This window comes from Acetobacter ghanensis, assembly GCF_001499675.1.
Lineage (GTDB): Bacteria > Pseudomonadota > Alphaproteobacteria > Acetobacterales > Acetobacteraceae > Acetobacter > Acetobacter ghanensis.
In genome coordinates, this window is sequence record NZ_LN609302.1 from 991,613 (window position 1) to 1,007,060 (window position 15,448).

Genomic DNA, 15,448 nt, shown 5'->3' on the forward strand with positions numbered 1-15,448 from the left:
GTACGGACAGCCTGTCATGTTCACAAAGGTTCTTATTGCCAATCGTGGCGAAATCGTTCGTCGTGTAAGCCGGACACTCAAACGGATGGGTATTGCCTCCGTTGCTGTGTGCTCTGAAGCAGATCGGTTTACGCCACCGGTTCTGGAGGCGGATGAAGCTATTCTGGTTGGCCCGGCCGCCGTGAGCGATAGTTACCTGAACATGGATGCCATCCTGCAGGCCTGTGTCAGCACAGGGGCGCAGGCTGTTCACCCCGGTTATGGTTTTTTAAGTGAGCGGGCCGAGTTTGCCGAAAAACTTGCAGAACACGGCATACGCTTTATGGGGCCACGTCCGGAGCATATGCGGGCATTTGGTCTTAAGCATACTGCGCGAGCACTGGCCCAGCAGAACAATGTGCCATTGCTGCCCGGTACGGATATTTTGAACAGCGTGGAGGAAGCGCTGGAGGCTGCCGCCCGGATTGGGTATCCGGTCATGCTGAAAAGCACGGCAGGTGGCGGTGGCATTGGTATGCAGATCTGCCACGATGATGCCGAACTGCGTGACTGCTTTGCCGCAGTCTCACGCATGGGGGGCAACAACTTTGGCGATGCCCGTGTGTTTCTGGAAAAATTCATTTCCTGTGCCCGCCATGTTGAAGTGCAGGTCTTTGGTGATGGGCGCGGGAACGTGCTGACATTGGGGGAGCGGGACTGCTCCCTCCAGCGCCGTAACCAGAAGGTCATTGAGGAAACACCCGCTCCGGGGCTGTCTGACGCAACGCGGGCAGGCCTGCGGGAGGCTGCCCGTGCCCTGTGCGCCGCAGTTGCCTACGAATCTGCCGGGACTGTGGAGTTTATTTACGATACGGAAAGCGGCGCATTCTATTTTCTTGAGGTCAATACAAGGCTTCAGGTCGAGCATTGCGTAACGGAAGAAATCTTCGGAATTGATCTGGTCGAATGGATGGCCCGGCAGGCTGATGGCAGTCTGGTTCTTCCCCCACAGGATAGCCTTGTCCCCAGAGGGGCTGCGGTTGAAGCGCGTATTTATGCGGAGAATGCGGCAGAAAACTTTCGTCCCTCTACTGGGCGGCTGACTGAAGTTGAATTTGCCCAAGGTGTGCGCGTAGATGGCTGGATTGAAACCGGGACCGAGGTCACCCCGTATTACGATCCGATGCTGGCAAAAGTTATTGCCCGTGGTGCAACAAGGGATGAAGCATTTGCCAACCTCCATGCAGCATTGACGGTAACCCGTATCAGCGGTCTGGAAAGCAATCTGGATTATCTCCGTGCTGTCACAGCTAATAAAGCTGTGCGGGATGGAGACGTTTTTACCGGTCTTCTCAATGGATTTGCCTACACACCGGCAACTATCGAGGTTATTGCCCCCGGTCTTCAGTCCACTGTGCAGGATTGGCCCGGTCGGGTTGGGTATTGGGATGTTGGCGTGCCCCCCAGTGGTCCGATGGATGACCGGAGTTTCCGTCTGGCTAACAAAATTGTGGGAAATGCAGAAGGTGCGCCCGCATTGGAATTTACGGCATCTGGCCCGGTGCTGCGTTTTAATGCGTCTGCGACCATCGGTCTGGCCGGTGCGTTTATGCCCGCAACGCTGGATGGGAAGGACGTACCTTACTGGGAACCCATAGCGGTTAACGCAGGGCAGGTGCTGGCACTTGGCCAGATCAAAGGGGCAGGGCACCGTACGTATCTGGCAATCTGCGGGGGTATTGATGCTCCGCTGTATCTTGGGTCCAGTGCAACATTCATGCTTGGCCAGTTTGGTGGCCATGCCACGGGGCAATTGCGCACAGGTGATGTGCTCCGTATGGTCAGCCCTGCGGCCGAGGCTGCGGCTCCGAGGCAGATTGCACCCGAGGAGCGCCCCGAGCTGACGCGTATATGGACGCTAGGGGTCATGTATGGCCCACATGGTGCGCCGGACTTCTTTCAGGACGACGATATCGCGGACCTGTTCTCCAGTGATTATGAAGTGCACTTCAACAGTGCTCGCACGGGTGTAAGGCTGATTGGTCCAAAGCCCCGCTGGGCAAGAACAGATGGCGGGGAGGCTGGTCTGCACCCTTCCAACATTCATGATAATGCTTACGCCATTGGTGCAATAGACTTTACGGGCGATATGCCCATTCTATTAGGGCCAGATGGGCCAAGTCTTGGCGGTTTTGTCTGCCCGGCAGTGCTGACCCACGACGAACTTTGGAAAATGGGGCAACTCCACCCGGGCGACAAAGTGCGCTTCCAGCGTGTGCAGCCAGAACCCCTGAATGTTGTATTTCTGCCAGAACCCATAACTGGGGACAGCCCCATTCTGTTCCGCTCGGAAGGGGATATTCCAGTTGTTTACCGTCGGGCAGGGGACCGTTACCTACTGCTTGAATTTGGCCCACCGGAGCTGGATATTGCGTTGCGGCTACGTGTACAGCTTGTGCTGGAACAGCTCAAAACGGCTGCTGTGGGTGGTATTCTGGACCTGACTCCCGGTATTCGTTCGCTACAGGTCCATTACAACCCGGATGTGCTGCCGCTACCGGCATTGCTGGAACTCCTGCATGGAATTGAGCAGGCTCTGCCTTCAGGCGATGATGATATTGTTGTGCCGAGCCGCATAGTTTACCTGCCCGTTTCGTGGAATGATGAGCAGGCACAACTGGCCATGCAGCGGTATCAGGAGCTGGTCCGCCCGAATGCACCTTGGTGCCCTTCCAACATTGAATTTATTCGGCGCATCAATGGTCTGCCATCCGTTGAGGCGGTGAAGGATATCATTTTCAACGCTTCTTACCTCGTTATGGGGTTGGGGGATGTGTACCTCGGCGCCCCCGTCGCCACACCTATTGATCCGCGGCATAGGCTGGTCACAACCAAGTATAACCCGGCCCGCACATGGACCCCAGATAACGTGGTGGGCATTGGCGGCAGCTATATGTGCATTTATGGCATGGAAGGTCCGGGGGGATACCAGCTTTTTGGACGCACAACACAGGTTTGGAATACATGGCGTACAACGGATGTATTTCATGAAGGTACCCCGTGGCTGCTGCGCTTTTTCGACCAGATCCGTTTCTATCCTGTTTCACATGATGAGTTGATGGAGGCTAGGGCGGCTTTCCCCTACGGGCGTTTTTCGGTCAAAATTGAGGAAACGCAGTTTAGCCTATCGGAATACCGCGCTTTTCTTGAGGCCAATAAAGAGGAAATTGCGCAGGCGAGCGCCCGCCAACAGGCCGCATTTGAGGCAGAACGTCAGGACTGGATTGCAAAAGGTCTCGATACTTTCGAGGAGGAAGCCAACACAACGCAGGCAGATGAATCCATTCTTCCAGAAGGCTATATGGGGGTGGACAGTCCGGTGCCCGGTAGTGTGTGGCAGCTTAAAGTTGCAGTAGGCGACCACGTTAAGGCGGGAGACGCCGTAGCGATTATTGAATCCATGAAGACAGAAATGAAGATTACGTCCCCAGCGACAGGTGTGGTGAAGGACATTCTCTGTCGGAAAGGCCGCGAAGTGCGCGGAGGGGAACGCATTATGGTGGTTTGCACGGTATGAGCCTTACAAACGCCTTTGCTGCATGTGCCTGTAACTAAGGACGCATAATGATGATTTTTCCAGATATGTTGCAGATTGATCCCCTTGTTGCGTCCTGCCGCAAGGGAACATTGACGCCGACTGATATTGTCAAGGAGGTTCTGGCGCGGGTTGAGGCCTACAACCGCGTTGACCCCGCTGTATGGATCACCCTTGTTCCTGCTGATCGTCTGCTGGCCAGGGCTGCCGAACTGGAAAGCCTGTCAGCTAGTGATCTGCCGTTTTATGGTGTTCCATTTGCGGTTAAAGACAATATTGATGTGGTCGGTCTGCCGACAACCGCAGCCTGCCCGGCCTTTGCTTATACAGCTCGGGAAAGTGCGGAGGTCGTGCGTTGTCTGGAGGCTGCAGGCGCTATTGTTATCGGCAAGACAAATCTGGACCAGTTTGCAACCGGGTTGGTGGGGATGCGCTCGCCCTATGGTCAACCTCATTCCGTTTTTGGGAGCGAATATGTATCTGGCGGCTCAAGTTCAGGGTCAGCCGTAGCGGTTGCCGCCGGTCTGGTCTCTTTTGCACTGGGTACAGATACGGCTGGTTCGGGGCGCGTACCAGCGGCATTCAATAATATTGTGGGGCTTAAACCGACGCGGGGAGTGCTGAGCACGCATGGGCTTGTACCTGCGTGTGAATCTCTGGACTGTATTTCCATCTTTGCGTCTTCAACGGCGGACGCATTGCAGGTGGAGCAGGTCGCCAGAGCGCCTGATATTCGGGTTCCTTACTCGCGTGCTATGGATCCGCGCAAATTACCATATGGAACTTTCCGTTTTGGTATCCTGCATAAGGAAGACCGTTTTTTTGATGGTTGCCCGGCAAGTGCCGTGTTGTATGAGCGTGCGATTCAGCAACTGGAAGAGTTGGGCGGCACGGCCGTGGAACTGGATTTTGCTCCCCTGAAGGAAACCGCGGAGTTGCTCTATAGCGGTCCATTTGTTGTGGAGCGTTTGACGGCGCTTGAGGATTTTTACCACGAACACCGTGGGGATATGGACCCCACGGTGGGCCAAATTTTTGATGGCGCCAACAAATACTCTGCAACGGACGTCTTCAAAGGTATTTACCACCAGAACCTGCTCAAGCAGGAAGTGGATAGAATGTGGAATGCGTTTGATGTCATGGTGCTGCCAACCGCACCGCGTATAGTGACAAAGCAGGAAGTAGCCGCACAACCCATTGCTGTAAACTCCATGCTTGGGACGTATACCAACTTCGTTAATCTGCTTGATATGGCTGCTTGTGCTGTGCCCGCAGGCTTTACGCCGGACGGTTTGCCATTTGGTGTTACGCTTATAGGCCCTTCTTTTACGGATGATGATCTGGCTCTACTCGCCGGTCGTTTTCATGCCGTGTCGGGGAATACCAGCGGCATGAATAATGTTGCTGTGACATCCAGCACATGTACAGCCAGCACCGAGGCCGCTCCGGGCAATGTGCTTTTGGCCGTTGTTGGCGCTCACCTGAAGGGTTTTCCTTTGCACTGGCAGTTGGAGAAAGAACACGCAGTTCTAAGGGCGACGACGCGCACAGCACCGGACTACCGTCTTTTTGCCCTGCCAGACGCAGTTCCCCCCAAACCGGGCCTTGTGCGGGAAAAAGGTTTTGTGGGCCCCGGCCTTGAAGTGGAAGTTTACGAGCTGGATGCCGCAGGGTTTGGCCGCTTTGTTTCAGCACTGCCTCAACCTATGGCCATCGGAAAAATTACGTTGGCCGATGGGTGTGAAGTGAGCGGCTTTTTGTGCAGCGAAGCCATCGCGCGGAGCGGTAAGGACATTACCGCTAGTGGTGGATGGCGCTATGCAACGCTCTAGCACGGAGCCATTACGTGCCAGGTTAGGTTTTTCTTGGACTGTTCAGGCTTTCTGATGTGGAGAGGAAAAACCTCTCATCAATATTCTCATTTTTTGCAATGCGATGGAAAAAGAGAGTTACAATCATGCATGTTTCAGTCAAAAAGTATCATTCTCTCAAAATGGCTCTTGTATTTGGTGGAATGTTTTCTGTTCTTCCTGATACAGGTTTTGCGCAGATCCCCGACCAGCCAGTTGGGGACGAGGAGCGTCCCCTAACGGCTGTTTCCACGCAGGAGGAAGCCGATACCGGCAACATCTTCCATCGCAAACCGGGTCAGCCCCATTCCTATTGGGATAATCTTGTTGGGCATCTCTCGGTTGAGGCCAGTGTGACCGGTAACCCATGGACCAAGTCAGGGCGCAATTTCGGACAATTTTATGCTGATCGTTCCAACACCGTAACAATGAACCAGATTTTGGGGTCTCTGTCGCATCCCGTTGAGGACGTGGGGCATGGTTATGGCATCGGTTTTGTATTCGAAAGTCTTTATGGGTCCGATGCCCGCTTTGACCCCACGGCCGGTATGGCCTCAGGCGCTCTGAACAGTCTTTATCAATGGATACCAACTCAGGCGCATGTTGACTTCAAGCTGCCATGGATTTTTAAAAATGGTATTGATTTACAGATTGGTCAGCAATACGGCCTTCTTGGATCGGAGGGCACTCCGGCCCTTGCCCGTCCGTTTTATACCTTTAATTATGCGTCTGATTACATTGTCCCCTTTGAAGTGGTGGGGATTACGGCAACTATGCATGTTACCGATAAGATGGACTGGATTGTTGGCATAGATGCTGGCAACTCAACCACATTTGGGAAATATGGAAATAATAGCCGACCAAAGGGAACATTCGGATTTGCGTGGAATAATTTGCTGGATGGCAAACTCAACATGCACATTCTGGGGCATTTTGGACCGCAGGGCAATAATGGGCGAGCACTAACCTCTCCAGACGGTTATTGGACCAGCGCAGGTATGGGAAAAATTGCCAACCAGAAAATGCAATATAATGCAGACTTTCTGGCAACATATCATCTGAACAAAGCCATGAGTGTTACGGTTGATGGTACATATCTGCACGATGACCTGACGCGGGACGACGTGTATGGCGTTTCAACATACTTTGCTTACGATATTAATCCGTCGTTGACATTCAATGCGCGTGGAGAAATATTCCGTGACAATACAGGCGCAGTAATAACAGAATACTCAAGCTTTACATCGTTTACCAAAGCAATAACCAACCAGCCATATCCATATTATATTGCAGAGCCGACGACCTATGGTGAACTCACGGTGGGTGCCACGTATCGCCCGGACTTCATTAACCGGCATGTCAGCTTTGGCTCGTTCTCATTCCGGCCGGAAATCCGGCTTGATAAATCTCTCAATGGCACGCATCCGTTTAACCGTGCGCCAGCAGCAGGAGAGTATGTTGTAACCAACGGCACCAACAATATGCTTTGGTTCAACTGTGATGCCATCTGGGCTTTCTAAGGTAGCATAACCTGTTTAAACGGCTGTCCTTGTGGTTTTGGGCAGCCGTTTTGTATTAGTCGGGTGTGGTGTCCATCATATACGTTCCCGGCCAGTTTTGTGATGTAACCATATGCTTTGCCAGAAGAACCAGTAGTTCACGCACCGCAACACCGGCTTCTGTTTCGGGAATACTTTCGGGAATACAGAGCGAAACATCTTCCTGAATGGTCGGGCTACTGAGCGGGTAAATGAGTGATTGCCCCGGAACAACAATTTTGCTGGCGACTGCCCACGGCAGAATTGTGCAACCAACCCCAGCCGCCACGGCATCCCGCAATGTCAGTAGGGCTTCAACCTCGGCAACAATGTTGGGGACAATCTGCTTACGGGCGAAGGCGACGTTAATTCTCTTACGTACAAAATTGTAGTCTGGTGGTGCCAGTAAGGGAATGTTTGCCAGATCGGATAATTTGATGGGGGTGGTTGTGTCCGGCCCAAAGGCAAAGTCCTTATGCGCGACCAGAAAGAAATTTTCTTTCATTAAAGGCATAAAACTGACGCCTTTGATTGGTCCAGCACCATGAATAATGGCCATATCGACCCTGCCGGTCATGACCATTTCACTGTAAATATCATCAAAACTTTCGGAAAGGTGGAGGGTGATTCCGGGCAGCTTTTGCCGGACCTCCTGCAAGAGCCCCAATGCTAAAGAGGACCCGGAGCAATAGGGGGAGAGACCAACCGAAACTTTGCCGACCAGCGGCCCCGTGCCATTGCTGACTTCTACCATGGCGCGGTCAAGCTGCTTGCTTAGCGTTTGGGCATGGCGGTATAGTTCCAGCCCGGCGGCGGTAGGGGTAACCCCCATTTTGCTCCGAATAAGCAATTTTTGTTTAAATGCTGTCTCAAGCGATGCAAGTTGCTGGCTGAGTGCTGGCTGCGCAATATTCAGAATGTCTGCTGCACGGGAAATGCTGCCAACATCAATAATTTTTACAAATGCCTGTAAACGTCTAATGTCCAATGCGCTGCACTCCATGCGACGTAACAAGTAGCAAGGGTAATGATCGGCGGCTAATGTGTCAATAAAAGATCGAAATAAAAATTATTACGCAATTGTATTCTTTGTTGGTATTTAAGGTTTTTGTTGTGGTTGTTTGAATAACATAATTTATTAAAATTATTTATATAAATACAAATAATTGTTCTCGTGAGTAAGAAAATTTATTTTTCAAATCTTTCCATAGAATTCTTCTATGGGGTTAGATGCTTTTCCCTGCTATCGGATTTATCTGACATGAGCGTAAATTTAAGCGGAATCACATATTTTCAGGGCTGTCTTCCCGCATGGGTGGGGAGCCTTGCGGGAGTATCTAGCCATGCCGGGTTTTGCTGATCGACTGAATGGAATTGCCATTTCTGCCTCTGCAGCAATGACAGATAAAGCCTCTGCCCTAAAGGCCGAGGGGAAGAAAATTGTCAGCCTGTCTTCAGGAGAACCGGATTTTCCGACACCAGACCATGCGTTGGATGCGGCAATAGCGGCTGGCCGCGCGGGAGACACCAAATACCCGCCTCAGGCCGGTAAGCCCGCCCTTAAGCGTGCAGTGCAAGCCAAGTTCCTGCGGGATAATGGTCTGGATTATGCGTTGGACGAAATTCTTGTGGCTAACGGCGGTAAGCAGATCATTTTTGATGCCATTATGGCAACCTGTAACCCCGGTGATAATGTTGTTCTGCCGACCCCTTACTGGATCAGCTATGCCGATCAGGCTCGCCTTGCTGGAGCCAGTATTGTGCAGGTGCCTTGCCTTGAGCAGAATGGTTTCCGCCTTATGGCAGCGGACCTGGATGCCGCCATCACACCGCAGACGAAATGGGTTGTATTGAATTTCCCCAACAACCCAACGGGTGCCTGCTGTCCCAAGGAGGATATGCAGGCTATCGCAAAGGTCCTGCTTAAGCATAAGCATGTCTGGATCCTGACTGACGATATTTATGAGCATCTCGTGTATGATAATTTTGAATTCTGCACGATTGCGCAGGTTGAGCCGGCCCTTAAGTCGCGCACATTAACGGTTAATGGCGTGTCCAAGGCATATGCCATGACCGGTTGGCGGGTCGGCTTCTGCGGTGGTCCCAAAGAGCTGATTGCGGCCATGAACAACATGCAGGGGCAGTCCACAAGTGGGATCAATACTCTGGCGCAGGCTGCCGCTGTGGCTGCGTTGGAAGGGCCGCAGGATTTTCTGCGTGAGCGGGCGTTGGAATATCAGGCGCGGCGGAATCTGGTTGTTGGCCTGCTGAACGCTATTCCCGGTATTCGCTGCCATAAGCCGCAGGGGGCCTTTTATGTTTATGCCGATATCAGTGCCTGCATGAACAAGGTTTCCGCTGGTGGCAGGCAGATCGCAACAGATACGGATTTTGTTATGGGTCTTCTGGAAGAGCAGCAAGTGGCAACCGTGCAGGGGACTGCTTATGGCATGAGCCCGTTTTTCCGTCTTTCCTACGCAACAGACACCGCAACGCTGGAGGAGGGTTGCAGCCGTATTGCTGCTTTTGTGGCAGGGCTTAAGTAATTATACACGCCTTCAAAACGCAAACACCCTGCCTTTAACAGGCAGGGTGCCGTATTGGGGTTGGATGTGAACAGCTAAGAGTTATGCTGGCTTAATGGACATTATGGTCCGTCCATACCCAACCAGTTCCCCTTCCTGTGCGGTAATATTGCTAACAACACCAGCGCACGGAGCGTGCACGGCAACAGTGATGCTGCCGAGGCCAAGAAGCGCCACACTTTCTCCTTCCCGTACCGTATGACCTACTGGAGCAAATGCTTTTTTGGTCGCAGGGTCCTGCAAAAGCAGATGCCCGAAATAAGGCGTCGTCACAGGTGTTGTTGCTGGCTCTGCCGGTTCTGTCGTCTGCACATTGGGGGGCGGGCTGACGGGCTGGGAGCCTCCTCCAGCCACAAGGCGCAGATGCAGCCCCTGACTGTTTTTAAGTTCCAGTTCATGCAGGCCAGCCTGTTGCAGCCAATGCGTAATCTGCACAATCTCCTGCGGGCTTGGCAGAGTATCAAAGTGAGGGAACGTGACGGGCTTTTCCATCAGGGATGAGACCTTTTTTCCAGCCAGTGTTCCAGATGATGAATGTCTACACCACCGTCCAAAACGCCTTTGTCTTCCAGCAGTGCCTGATGAAGCGGAATATTCGTTTCAATGCCCTCGACCTGCATTTCGGCAAGGGCAACCTTCAGGCGTCTTATGGCTTCGGTTCGTGTTGCGCCGTGCGCAATAACCTTGGCAATGAGGGAGTCATAGTAAGGTTGGACCGTGCTGCCCTGCGTTATATGGGTATCCAGTCTTATTCCCGCCCCGCCCGGTAAATCCCACTTGGTAACGGGACCGGGGGAGGGTGAAAAAGAGAACGGATTTTCTGCATTAATGCGGCATTCAATGGCGTGGCCAATGGTTTGCACGTCTTCCTGCTTGATGGTCAATGGTTTGCCCTGAGCAATTTCAATCTGGGCACAGACTATATCCAGCCCGGTTGTTTCCTCCGTTACGGGGTGTTCAACCTGTAGGCGTGTGTTCATTTCGATAAAGGCAAAAACGCCATCTTCGTAAAGGAATTCGAAGGTGCCTGCTCCTCGGTAGCCGATATGGTTGCAGGCCTGCGCGCAGCGTTGGCCAATATCGGCAATCAGTTCCGGGGGAATGCCGGGTGGAGGTGCTTCTTCCAGCACTTTCTGGTGGCGTCTTTGCAGGGAACAGTCTCTGGCACCAAGCCATAGGGCGTTACCGTGTGTATCGCACAGAACCTGAATCTCTATGTGTCTGGGCTTCTGCATGAAGCATTCCAGATAGAGGGTGGGGTTTCCAAATGCCTGTTGTGCTTCCTTGCGTGTTAGCGCAACGGCTTTGAGCAGGTCTTCTTCTTTCCAGACAACGCGCATACCCCGGCCGCCACCGCCGCCCGATGCTTTGACAATGACCGGAAAACCGACTTTTCGGGCTAAAGCAAGAACTTCCTGCTCATCGGTCGGGAGTGGGCCATCAGACCCGGCAACGCATGGCACACCAGTGGCCTGCATGGTCTGTTTGGCTGTAATTTTGTCCCCCATCAGGCGGATGGAGGCTGGGGTGGGGCCAATAAAATGTATGCCTGCGGCTTCCACCGCTTCGGCAAAGTCTGCATTTTCAGACAAAAAGCCATAACCGGGGTGTATGGCATCGGCTCCTGTTAGCCGGGCTGCCAGAATAATGGCTTCCGCATCCAGATAGCTGCGTGCAGCAGAGGCCGGGCCAATACAAAGGGCTATATCTGCTTCAAGCACATGGCGGCTCTGGGCGTCAGCTTCGGAATGAACGGCAACCGTTTCCAGGCCAAGTTGCCGACAGGCACGCTGGATGCGCAATGCAATCTCGCCACGGTTGGCAATAAGAACGCGCTGGAAATGCTTAGGTTCTGTCATGAAAGCCTCATCAGGGGCTGGTCGGCTTCTACTTCCTGACCATCTTCTGCCAGTATGGCTTCCAACCGGCCGTTTGCAGTTGCTTTTACGGGTGTAAAAACCTTCATGGCCTCAATCAGCGCAACCTGCTGCCCCACTGCCAGCGTATCTCCGATGGAGACAAAAGGTGGTGCATCGGGGGAGGGGGCAAGGTGCAGCGTGCCATACATAGGCGCGCAAATGTCCTGGGCCTGCACCGGTGCGTTGGTGGGGGTGTTGTTAGGGGGGGAGGCATCTGGTACCTGCTCCCCCCCGGTGAGGGGAGTGGAGATGCCGAGGGGGGCATGTCTCGCTCTGAGCGAGAGCATACCGTGCCGCCCGTGTGATTTTAACTGTCTGTGCACCATCCGAAACGTCAAGTTCCTGTAATGGCGCTTGAGAAAACAGGTCAATCAGGGGCTTGAGTGCTTGGATGTCCATGACGGTCAGGGGGTGTTGGTGGTTTTTTTGGCGAAGTTCAGACCGCCAACGACCTGCATGGTGGGCAGGACTTCCATAAAGCTGACATTCATACGCTGGGGGGAGCTCACAGCAAATGCAATAGAGTTGGCAAGGTCCTCTGGCAGCAGGGAATCATATTCAGCAAAAAAGCGGCGTTGGGCTTCTTCCATATTACCAATCAGGCGGCCAAAGACTTCGGTTTCCACACGGGCGGGGGAAATTTCGGTTACACGGATTTTCTTGCCAAACAGGTCACATCGCAGTTGCTGGGAGAGCGAGTGCACGCCTGCTTTTGTGGCATGGTAAACCGTGTTGCCGCCCGCAAAGGCATAATGCCCGGCAATGGAACTGATATTGATGATATGCCCACGGTCCCGTGCAATCATGCCCGGCAGAGCCAGACGGGTGAGCTGGAGCACAGCGCGCAGGTTGATGTCGACCAGCGCATCCACATCTTCTTCCGTGGTGTTGGCAATATTGCCCGTGCGGGACTGACCAGCATTGTTGACCAGAATATCAATGTCCGTGTTGTCAAAAATGCTCTGCATGGCAGCGCAGTCCGCAACGCTTGCCGCGTGCACAATACAGCCGGTTTCTGCTGCCAGTGCGTCAAGGCGTTCCTTGTTCCGTGCGACGGCGTGCACTTCCAGTCCAAGTTCACGCAGTTTGCGTACGGTGGCCGCACCAATGCCTGAGGATGCGCCGGTAACCAGTGCTGTGCGGTAAGTCTGTGTCGTCATGCTGAGTAATATCCTGAAAAACGTGAGTTTTGCCCTCTATAATGACGGGCGACAGTCCTTAAGTCGTTTCAGATTAGAGACGAAATGGCGGGTTGACCAAGATGAGTTTGGTCTTGCGTCATAAGAATATTCAATGTGTGTAGCTCAGAGGTAGGGTCATAAGATTATTGTATGCCCTTACACTCATATAATGTTGGCGGAGTTTGGCTTTGTAGTCATATCGTTGCGGAGACGATATAGATGACAGGTGCGGGAAAGCTGCTGGTGACAACCTCTATCCATCCTCATGCCCATAAATCCGGCCTGCCATTTTGGGGTGCTGGCTGCCCGGTTCTGGTCTGCCATCATGGTTGAATGTGGTGTTCAGCCTTCTGTGCTGGCAGATGGTGATGGCGATCAGCCCGTCGTCAGCATGATCGGGACCGGCGCCATGCTGTTTGAGGCGCCGGGGGACTTTACGCTGGCATGTCAGCGCCGGATATGGGCGCTCATGGATGCGGCTGCTGCCCGGGCAGATGTGGCCGAAGTCATGCCAGGTGTTACCAACCTTATGCTTGTCTTTGCGACGCCTCCCGAATGTCCGGCAGAGGTGGCGGCATGGTTGTGCCGTGCATGGGACACTCTACCAGAAAAGCACATCAAGGGCCGCCAGTTTGATATTGGTGTGCGTTACGGAGGGGAGTTGGGGCACGATCTGGCGCGTGTTGCAGAGCATACGGGCTTCTCACCTCAGGATGTCATTTCCTTACATCAGGAGCCAGTTTATACGGTCTGCGCGTTGGGGAGTGTGCCGGGGTTTGGGTACCTGCACGGCTTGGACCCGCGACTGGCAACACCCAGAAAATCGGTTCCATCGTTAAAAATGCTTGCAGGAACAGTCACGATCGGTGGCCCGCAGGCTGGTATTTCGGCTTTGACTGGCCCTAATGGTTGGAATTCCATCGGTTTTACAGATCTGGAAGTGTTCGACCCCATGCGGCAACCGCCTGCGTTGTTTGCGGTGGGCGATACAATCCGGTTTTATGCTGAAAGTGTCGAGCTGTGATTACGGTTCTGGAAACAGGCGTGCTGAACAGCGTGCAGGATGCAGGGCGGCTGGGCTTTCGTCATCTCGGTGTCAGCACATCGGGTGTTATGGACAGACTTGCACTGCAATGTGGTAATATGCTGCTTGGTAATGTTGCTGATGCCGCCTGCATAGAAGTGCAGACATTCCCGTTTGTTGTGGAATTTGGCGCGGAATCTGGTTTTTGTGTCACAGGTGGCGATGCCCCCATGATGCTGAACCAGAAGCCAGTTTTGCCCTGGTTTGCACTCAATGCCCGTAAAGGTGATGTGCTGCGGATAGAGCGGCCAGTGGCAGGCGCGCGGATGTATGTCTGTGTGGCTGGTGGTTTGGATGTGCCTGTTGTGCTGGCATCGCGAAGCACGCAGCTGCGTGGGGGCTTTGGCGGTTGGCAGGGGCGGCCGTTGCAGGCGAACGACCAGATTCCACTTTGTAACTCATATTGTGTGGACGAGGTGGGGCTGACGCCACCAGCACAAGCTCTGCCATTAAACATGGATGGGGTTGCGGAAAAAACCGTTATTTTGCGGGCAATTCCGGCAACAGATTATGCCTTGTTTACAAAGCAGTCTCAGGCGGATTTTGGTTCCACGTCATGGCAGATTACTGCGCAGAGTGACCGCGTCGGTTATCGCCTTAAAGGGGGCACCTTGCAGTTGGTGCAGCCTGTGGAATTGCGTTCGTATGGTGTTGTGCCAGGTATTATTCAGGTTCCTCCTTCAGGGGAGCCGATTGTCCAGATGGCAGATGCCAATACCGCAGGTGGGTATCCGCGGATTGCAACCGTGATTGAGGCCGACCTATGGCGTCTGGCGCAAGCACGTATTGGTAGCTCCGTTCGCCTACAATTATGTGACCATGCTGCGGGGCTGGCAGCGGAGCAGGATATCCGCGCTTACATTGCCAATGCGCAGAACAGCATGGCTCTTTACAAAAAATCTCTTAGCCGTAGAGGGGCCGGGTACACCGGCAAAAAATCATGAAAATTGATTTGAATGCCGATATCGGTGAAGGCTTCGGGCGCTGGAAGATTGCAGATGATGATGCCCTGATGGCGCTCATTTCTTCCGCCAATATTGCATGTGGTTTTCATGCAGGTGACCACCTGATTATGGACCGTATGGTGCGTGCCGCCAAAAAACATCAGGTTTCCATCGGTGCGCATCCCGGTCTGCCAGACCTTATGGGGTTTGGTCGCCGGACTATGGTTGTTAGTGCGGAAGAAATGGAGGCTATGCTGGCCTACCAGATTGGCGCTCTGCGTGGGATTGCCGCACGGCACGGCGTGCGTGTTCGGCATGTAAGTTATCATGCTGCTTTTGGCACTATGGCCAATAGTGATCAGGAACTGGCAGATCGACTTGCTCAGGTCATTGCGCATATTGATCCTGAACTGGTTATGCTGTCCATGCCCGGGCACCCCATAGAAAAAGCTGCGCAAAAAGCAGGTCTGGGGGTACGCCACCTTTTTCTGGCAGACAGGGCCTATCAGGCCAACGGGAATCTTGTACCGCGAGGGCAGCCGGGTGCGGTTATTCATGAGCCACAGCTTATACGTGAACGGATTGCATATTTTCTTAAACATGGCGGTGTTGTCACGCAGGATGGAACACCGCTGAAAATAGAATCACGCTCGATCCTTCTGCATAGTGATACGCCGGGGTCAGACGTTCTGGCTCAAAACATCTTTGCGCAGATTACAGAGATGGGTGGAAAGATCACGCCGCCAGAATGACCTGATTGGTAATGGCAGCTC

12 protein-coding genes are annotated in these 15,448 nt (G+C 53.3%); 7 read left to right on the top strand and 5 right to left on the bottom strand.

Features of this window, described 5'->3' with window-relative positions:
- The first annotated feature begins 16 nt into the window (after positions 1-16).
- From AGA_RS04865 to AGA_RS04875, 3 genes are all read left to right on the top strand, one after another.
- Entirely contained in the window at positions 17-3,556 is a 3,540-nt protein-coding gene (locus AGA_RS04865) for a 5-oxoprolinase/urea amidolyase family protein (RefSeq protein ID WP_059023265.1), read from the top strand.
- 47 nt (positions 3,557-3,603) lie between these two features.
- Entirely contained in the window at positions 3,604-5,406 is a 1,803-nt protein-coding gene (atzF, locus tag AGA_RS04870; RefSeq protein ID WP_456303785.1) for an allophanate hydrolase, read from the top strand.
- Positions 5,407-5,588: 182 nt separating this feature from the next.
- The gene (locus AGA_RS04875) at positions 5,589-6,944 is read left to right on the top strand and encodes an outer membrane beta-barrel protein (RefSeq protein ID WP_231946098.1); all 1,356 of its coding nucleotides are present in this window, start codon (positions 5,589-5,591) and stop codon (positions 6,942-6,944) included.
- Between the two features lie 55 nt (positions 6,945-6,999).
- Here AGA_RS04875 and AGA_RS04880 read toward each other — a convergent pair whose 3' ends face one another.
- The gene (locus AGA_RS04880; protein ID WP_059023266.1) at positions 7,000-7,950 is read right to left on the bottom strand and encodes a LysR substrate-binding domain-containing protein; all 951 of its coding nucleotides are present in this window, start codon (positions 7,948-7,950) and stop codon (positions 7,000-7,002) included.
- 355 nt (positions 7,951-8,305) lie between these two features.
- Between AGA_RS04880 and AGA_RS04885 the strand changes: the two genes are divergently transcribed.
- Positions 8,306-9,508, top strand: a complete 1,203-nt coding sequence (locus AGA_RS04885; protein ID WP_059023267.1) for a pyridoxal phosphate-dependent aminotransferase — start codon at positions 8,306-8,308, stop codon at positions 9,506-9,508.
- An 81-nt stretch (positions 9,509-9,589) separates the two neighbouring features.
- Here AGA_RS04885 and AGA_RS04890 read toward each other — a convergent pair whose 3' ends face one another.
- The 4 genes from AGA_RS04890 to AGA_RS04905 form a co-directional block, all read right to left on the bottom strand.
- Entirely contained in the window at positions 9,590-10,039 is a 450-nt protein-coding gene (locus tag AGA_RS04890) for an acetyl-CoA carboxylase biotin carboxyl carrier protein (protein WP_059023268.1), read from the bottom strand.
- A complete protein-coding gene (gene accC, locus AGA_RS04895; protein ID WP_059023269.1) occupies positions 10,039-11,406 on the bottom strand; it encodes an acetyl-CoA carboxylase biotin carboxylase subunit in 1,368 nt (455 codons plus the stop codon). The genes AGA_RS04890 and accC overlap by 1 nt, the downstream gene beginning before the upstream one ends.
- Complete coding sequence (locus tag AGA_RS04900; protein WP_231946021.1) at positions 11,403-11,792, bottom strand: acetyl-CoA carboxylase biotin carboxyl carrier protein; 390 nt, start codon at positions 11,790-11,792, stop codon at positions 11,403-11,405. Before AGA_RS04900 ends, accC begins: the two co-directional genes overlap by 4 nt.
- A 78-nt stretch (positions 11,793-11,870) precedes the next feature.
- Positions 11,871-12,626: an SDR family oxidoreductase gene (locus AGA_RS04905; protein WP_059023270.1), complete on the bottom strand. Its 756-nt coding sequence runs from the start codon at positions 12,624-12,626 to the stop codon at positions 11,871-11,873.
- A gap of 346 nt (positions 12,627-12,972) precedes the next feature.
- Between AGA_RS04905 and pxpB the strand changes: the two genes are divergently transcribed.
- The 3 genes from pxpB to AGA_RS04920 are packed head-to-tail and all read left to right on the top strand — an operon-like array spanning position 12,973 to position 15,427.
- Complete coding sequence (gene pxpB / locus AGA_RS04910; RefSeq protein WP_059024655.1) at positions 12,973-13,671, top strand: 5-oxoprolinase subunit PxpB; 699 nt, start codon at positions 12,973-12,975, stop codon at positions 13,669-13,671.
- A complete protein-coding gene (locus AGA_RS04915) occupies positions 13,668-14,675 on the top strand; it encodes a 5-oxoprolinase subunit C family protein (protein ID WP_059023271.1) in 1,008 nt (335 codons plus the stop codon). The genes pxpB and AGA_RS04915 overlap by 4 nt, the downstream gene beginning before the upstream one ends.
- The gene (locus AGA_RS04920) at positions 14,672-15,427 is read left to right on the top strand and encodes a LamB/YcsF family protein (RefSeq protein ID WP_059023272.1); all 756 of its coding nucleotides are present in this window, start codon (positions 14,672-14,674) and stop codon (positions 15,425-15,427) included. Before AGA_RS04915 ends, AGA_RS04920 begins: the two co-directional genes overlap by 4 nt.
- Positions 15,428-15,448 lie beyond the last annotated feature (21 nt).

Excerpts from the sequence above, each read along its gene's own strand:
- AGA_RS04865 (WP_059023265.1), top strand. The coding sequence starts at position 17 with ATGTTCACAAAGGTTCTTATTGCCAATCGTGGCGAAATCGTTCGTCGT.
- AGA_RS04875 (WP_231946098.1), top strand. The coding sequence starts at position 5,589 with ATGTTTTCTGTTCTTCCTGATACAGGTTTTGCGCAGATCCCCGACCAG.
- accC (WP_059023269.1), bottom strand. The coding sequence starts at position 11,406 with ATGACAGAACCTAAGCATTTCCAGCGCGTTCTTATTGCCAACCGTGGC.
- AGA_RS04900 (WP_231946021.1), bottom strand. The coding sequence starts at position 11,792 with ATGGTGCACAGACAGTTAAAATCACACGGGCGGCACGGTATGCTCTCG.
- pxpB (WP_059024655.1), top strand. The coding sequence starts at position 12,973 with ATGGTTGAATGTGGTGTTCAGCCTTCTGTGCTGGCAGATGGTGATGGC.
- AGA_RS04905 (WP_059023270.1), bottom strand. The coding sequence starts at position 12,626 with ATGACGACACAGACTTACCGCACAGCACTGGTTACCGGCGCATCCTCA.
- AGA_RS04885 (WP_059023267.1), top strand. The coding sequence starts at position 8,306 with ATGCCGGGTTTTGCTGATCGACTGAATGGAATTGCCATTTCTGCCTCT.
- AGA_RS04920 (WP_059023272.1), top strand. The coding sequence starts at position 14,672 with ATGAAAATTGATTTGAATGCCGATATCGGTGAAGGCTTCGGGCGCTGG.
- atzF (WP_456303785.1), top strand. The coding sequence starts at position 3,604 with ATGATGATTTTTCCAGATATGTTGCAGATTGATCCCCTTGTTGCGTCC.
- AGA_RS04890 (WP_059023268.1), bottom strand. The coding sequence starts at position 10,039 with ATGGAAAAGCCCGTCACGTTCCCTCACTTTGATACTCTGCCAAGCCCG.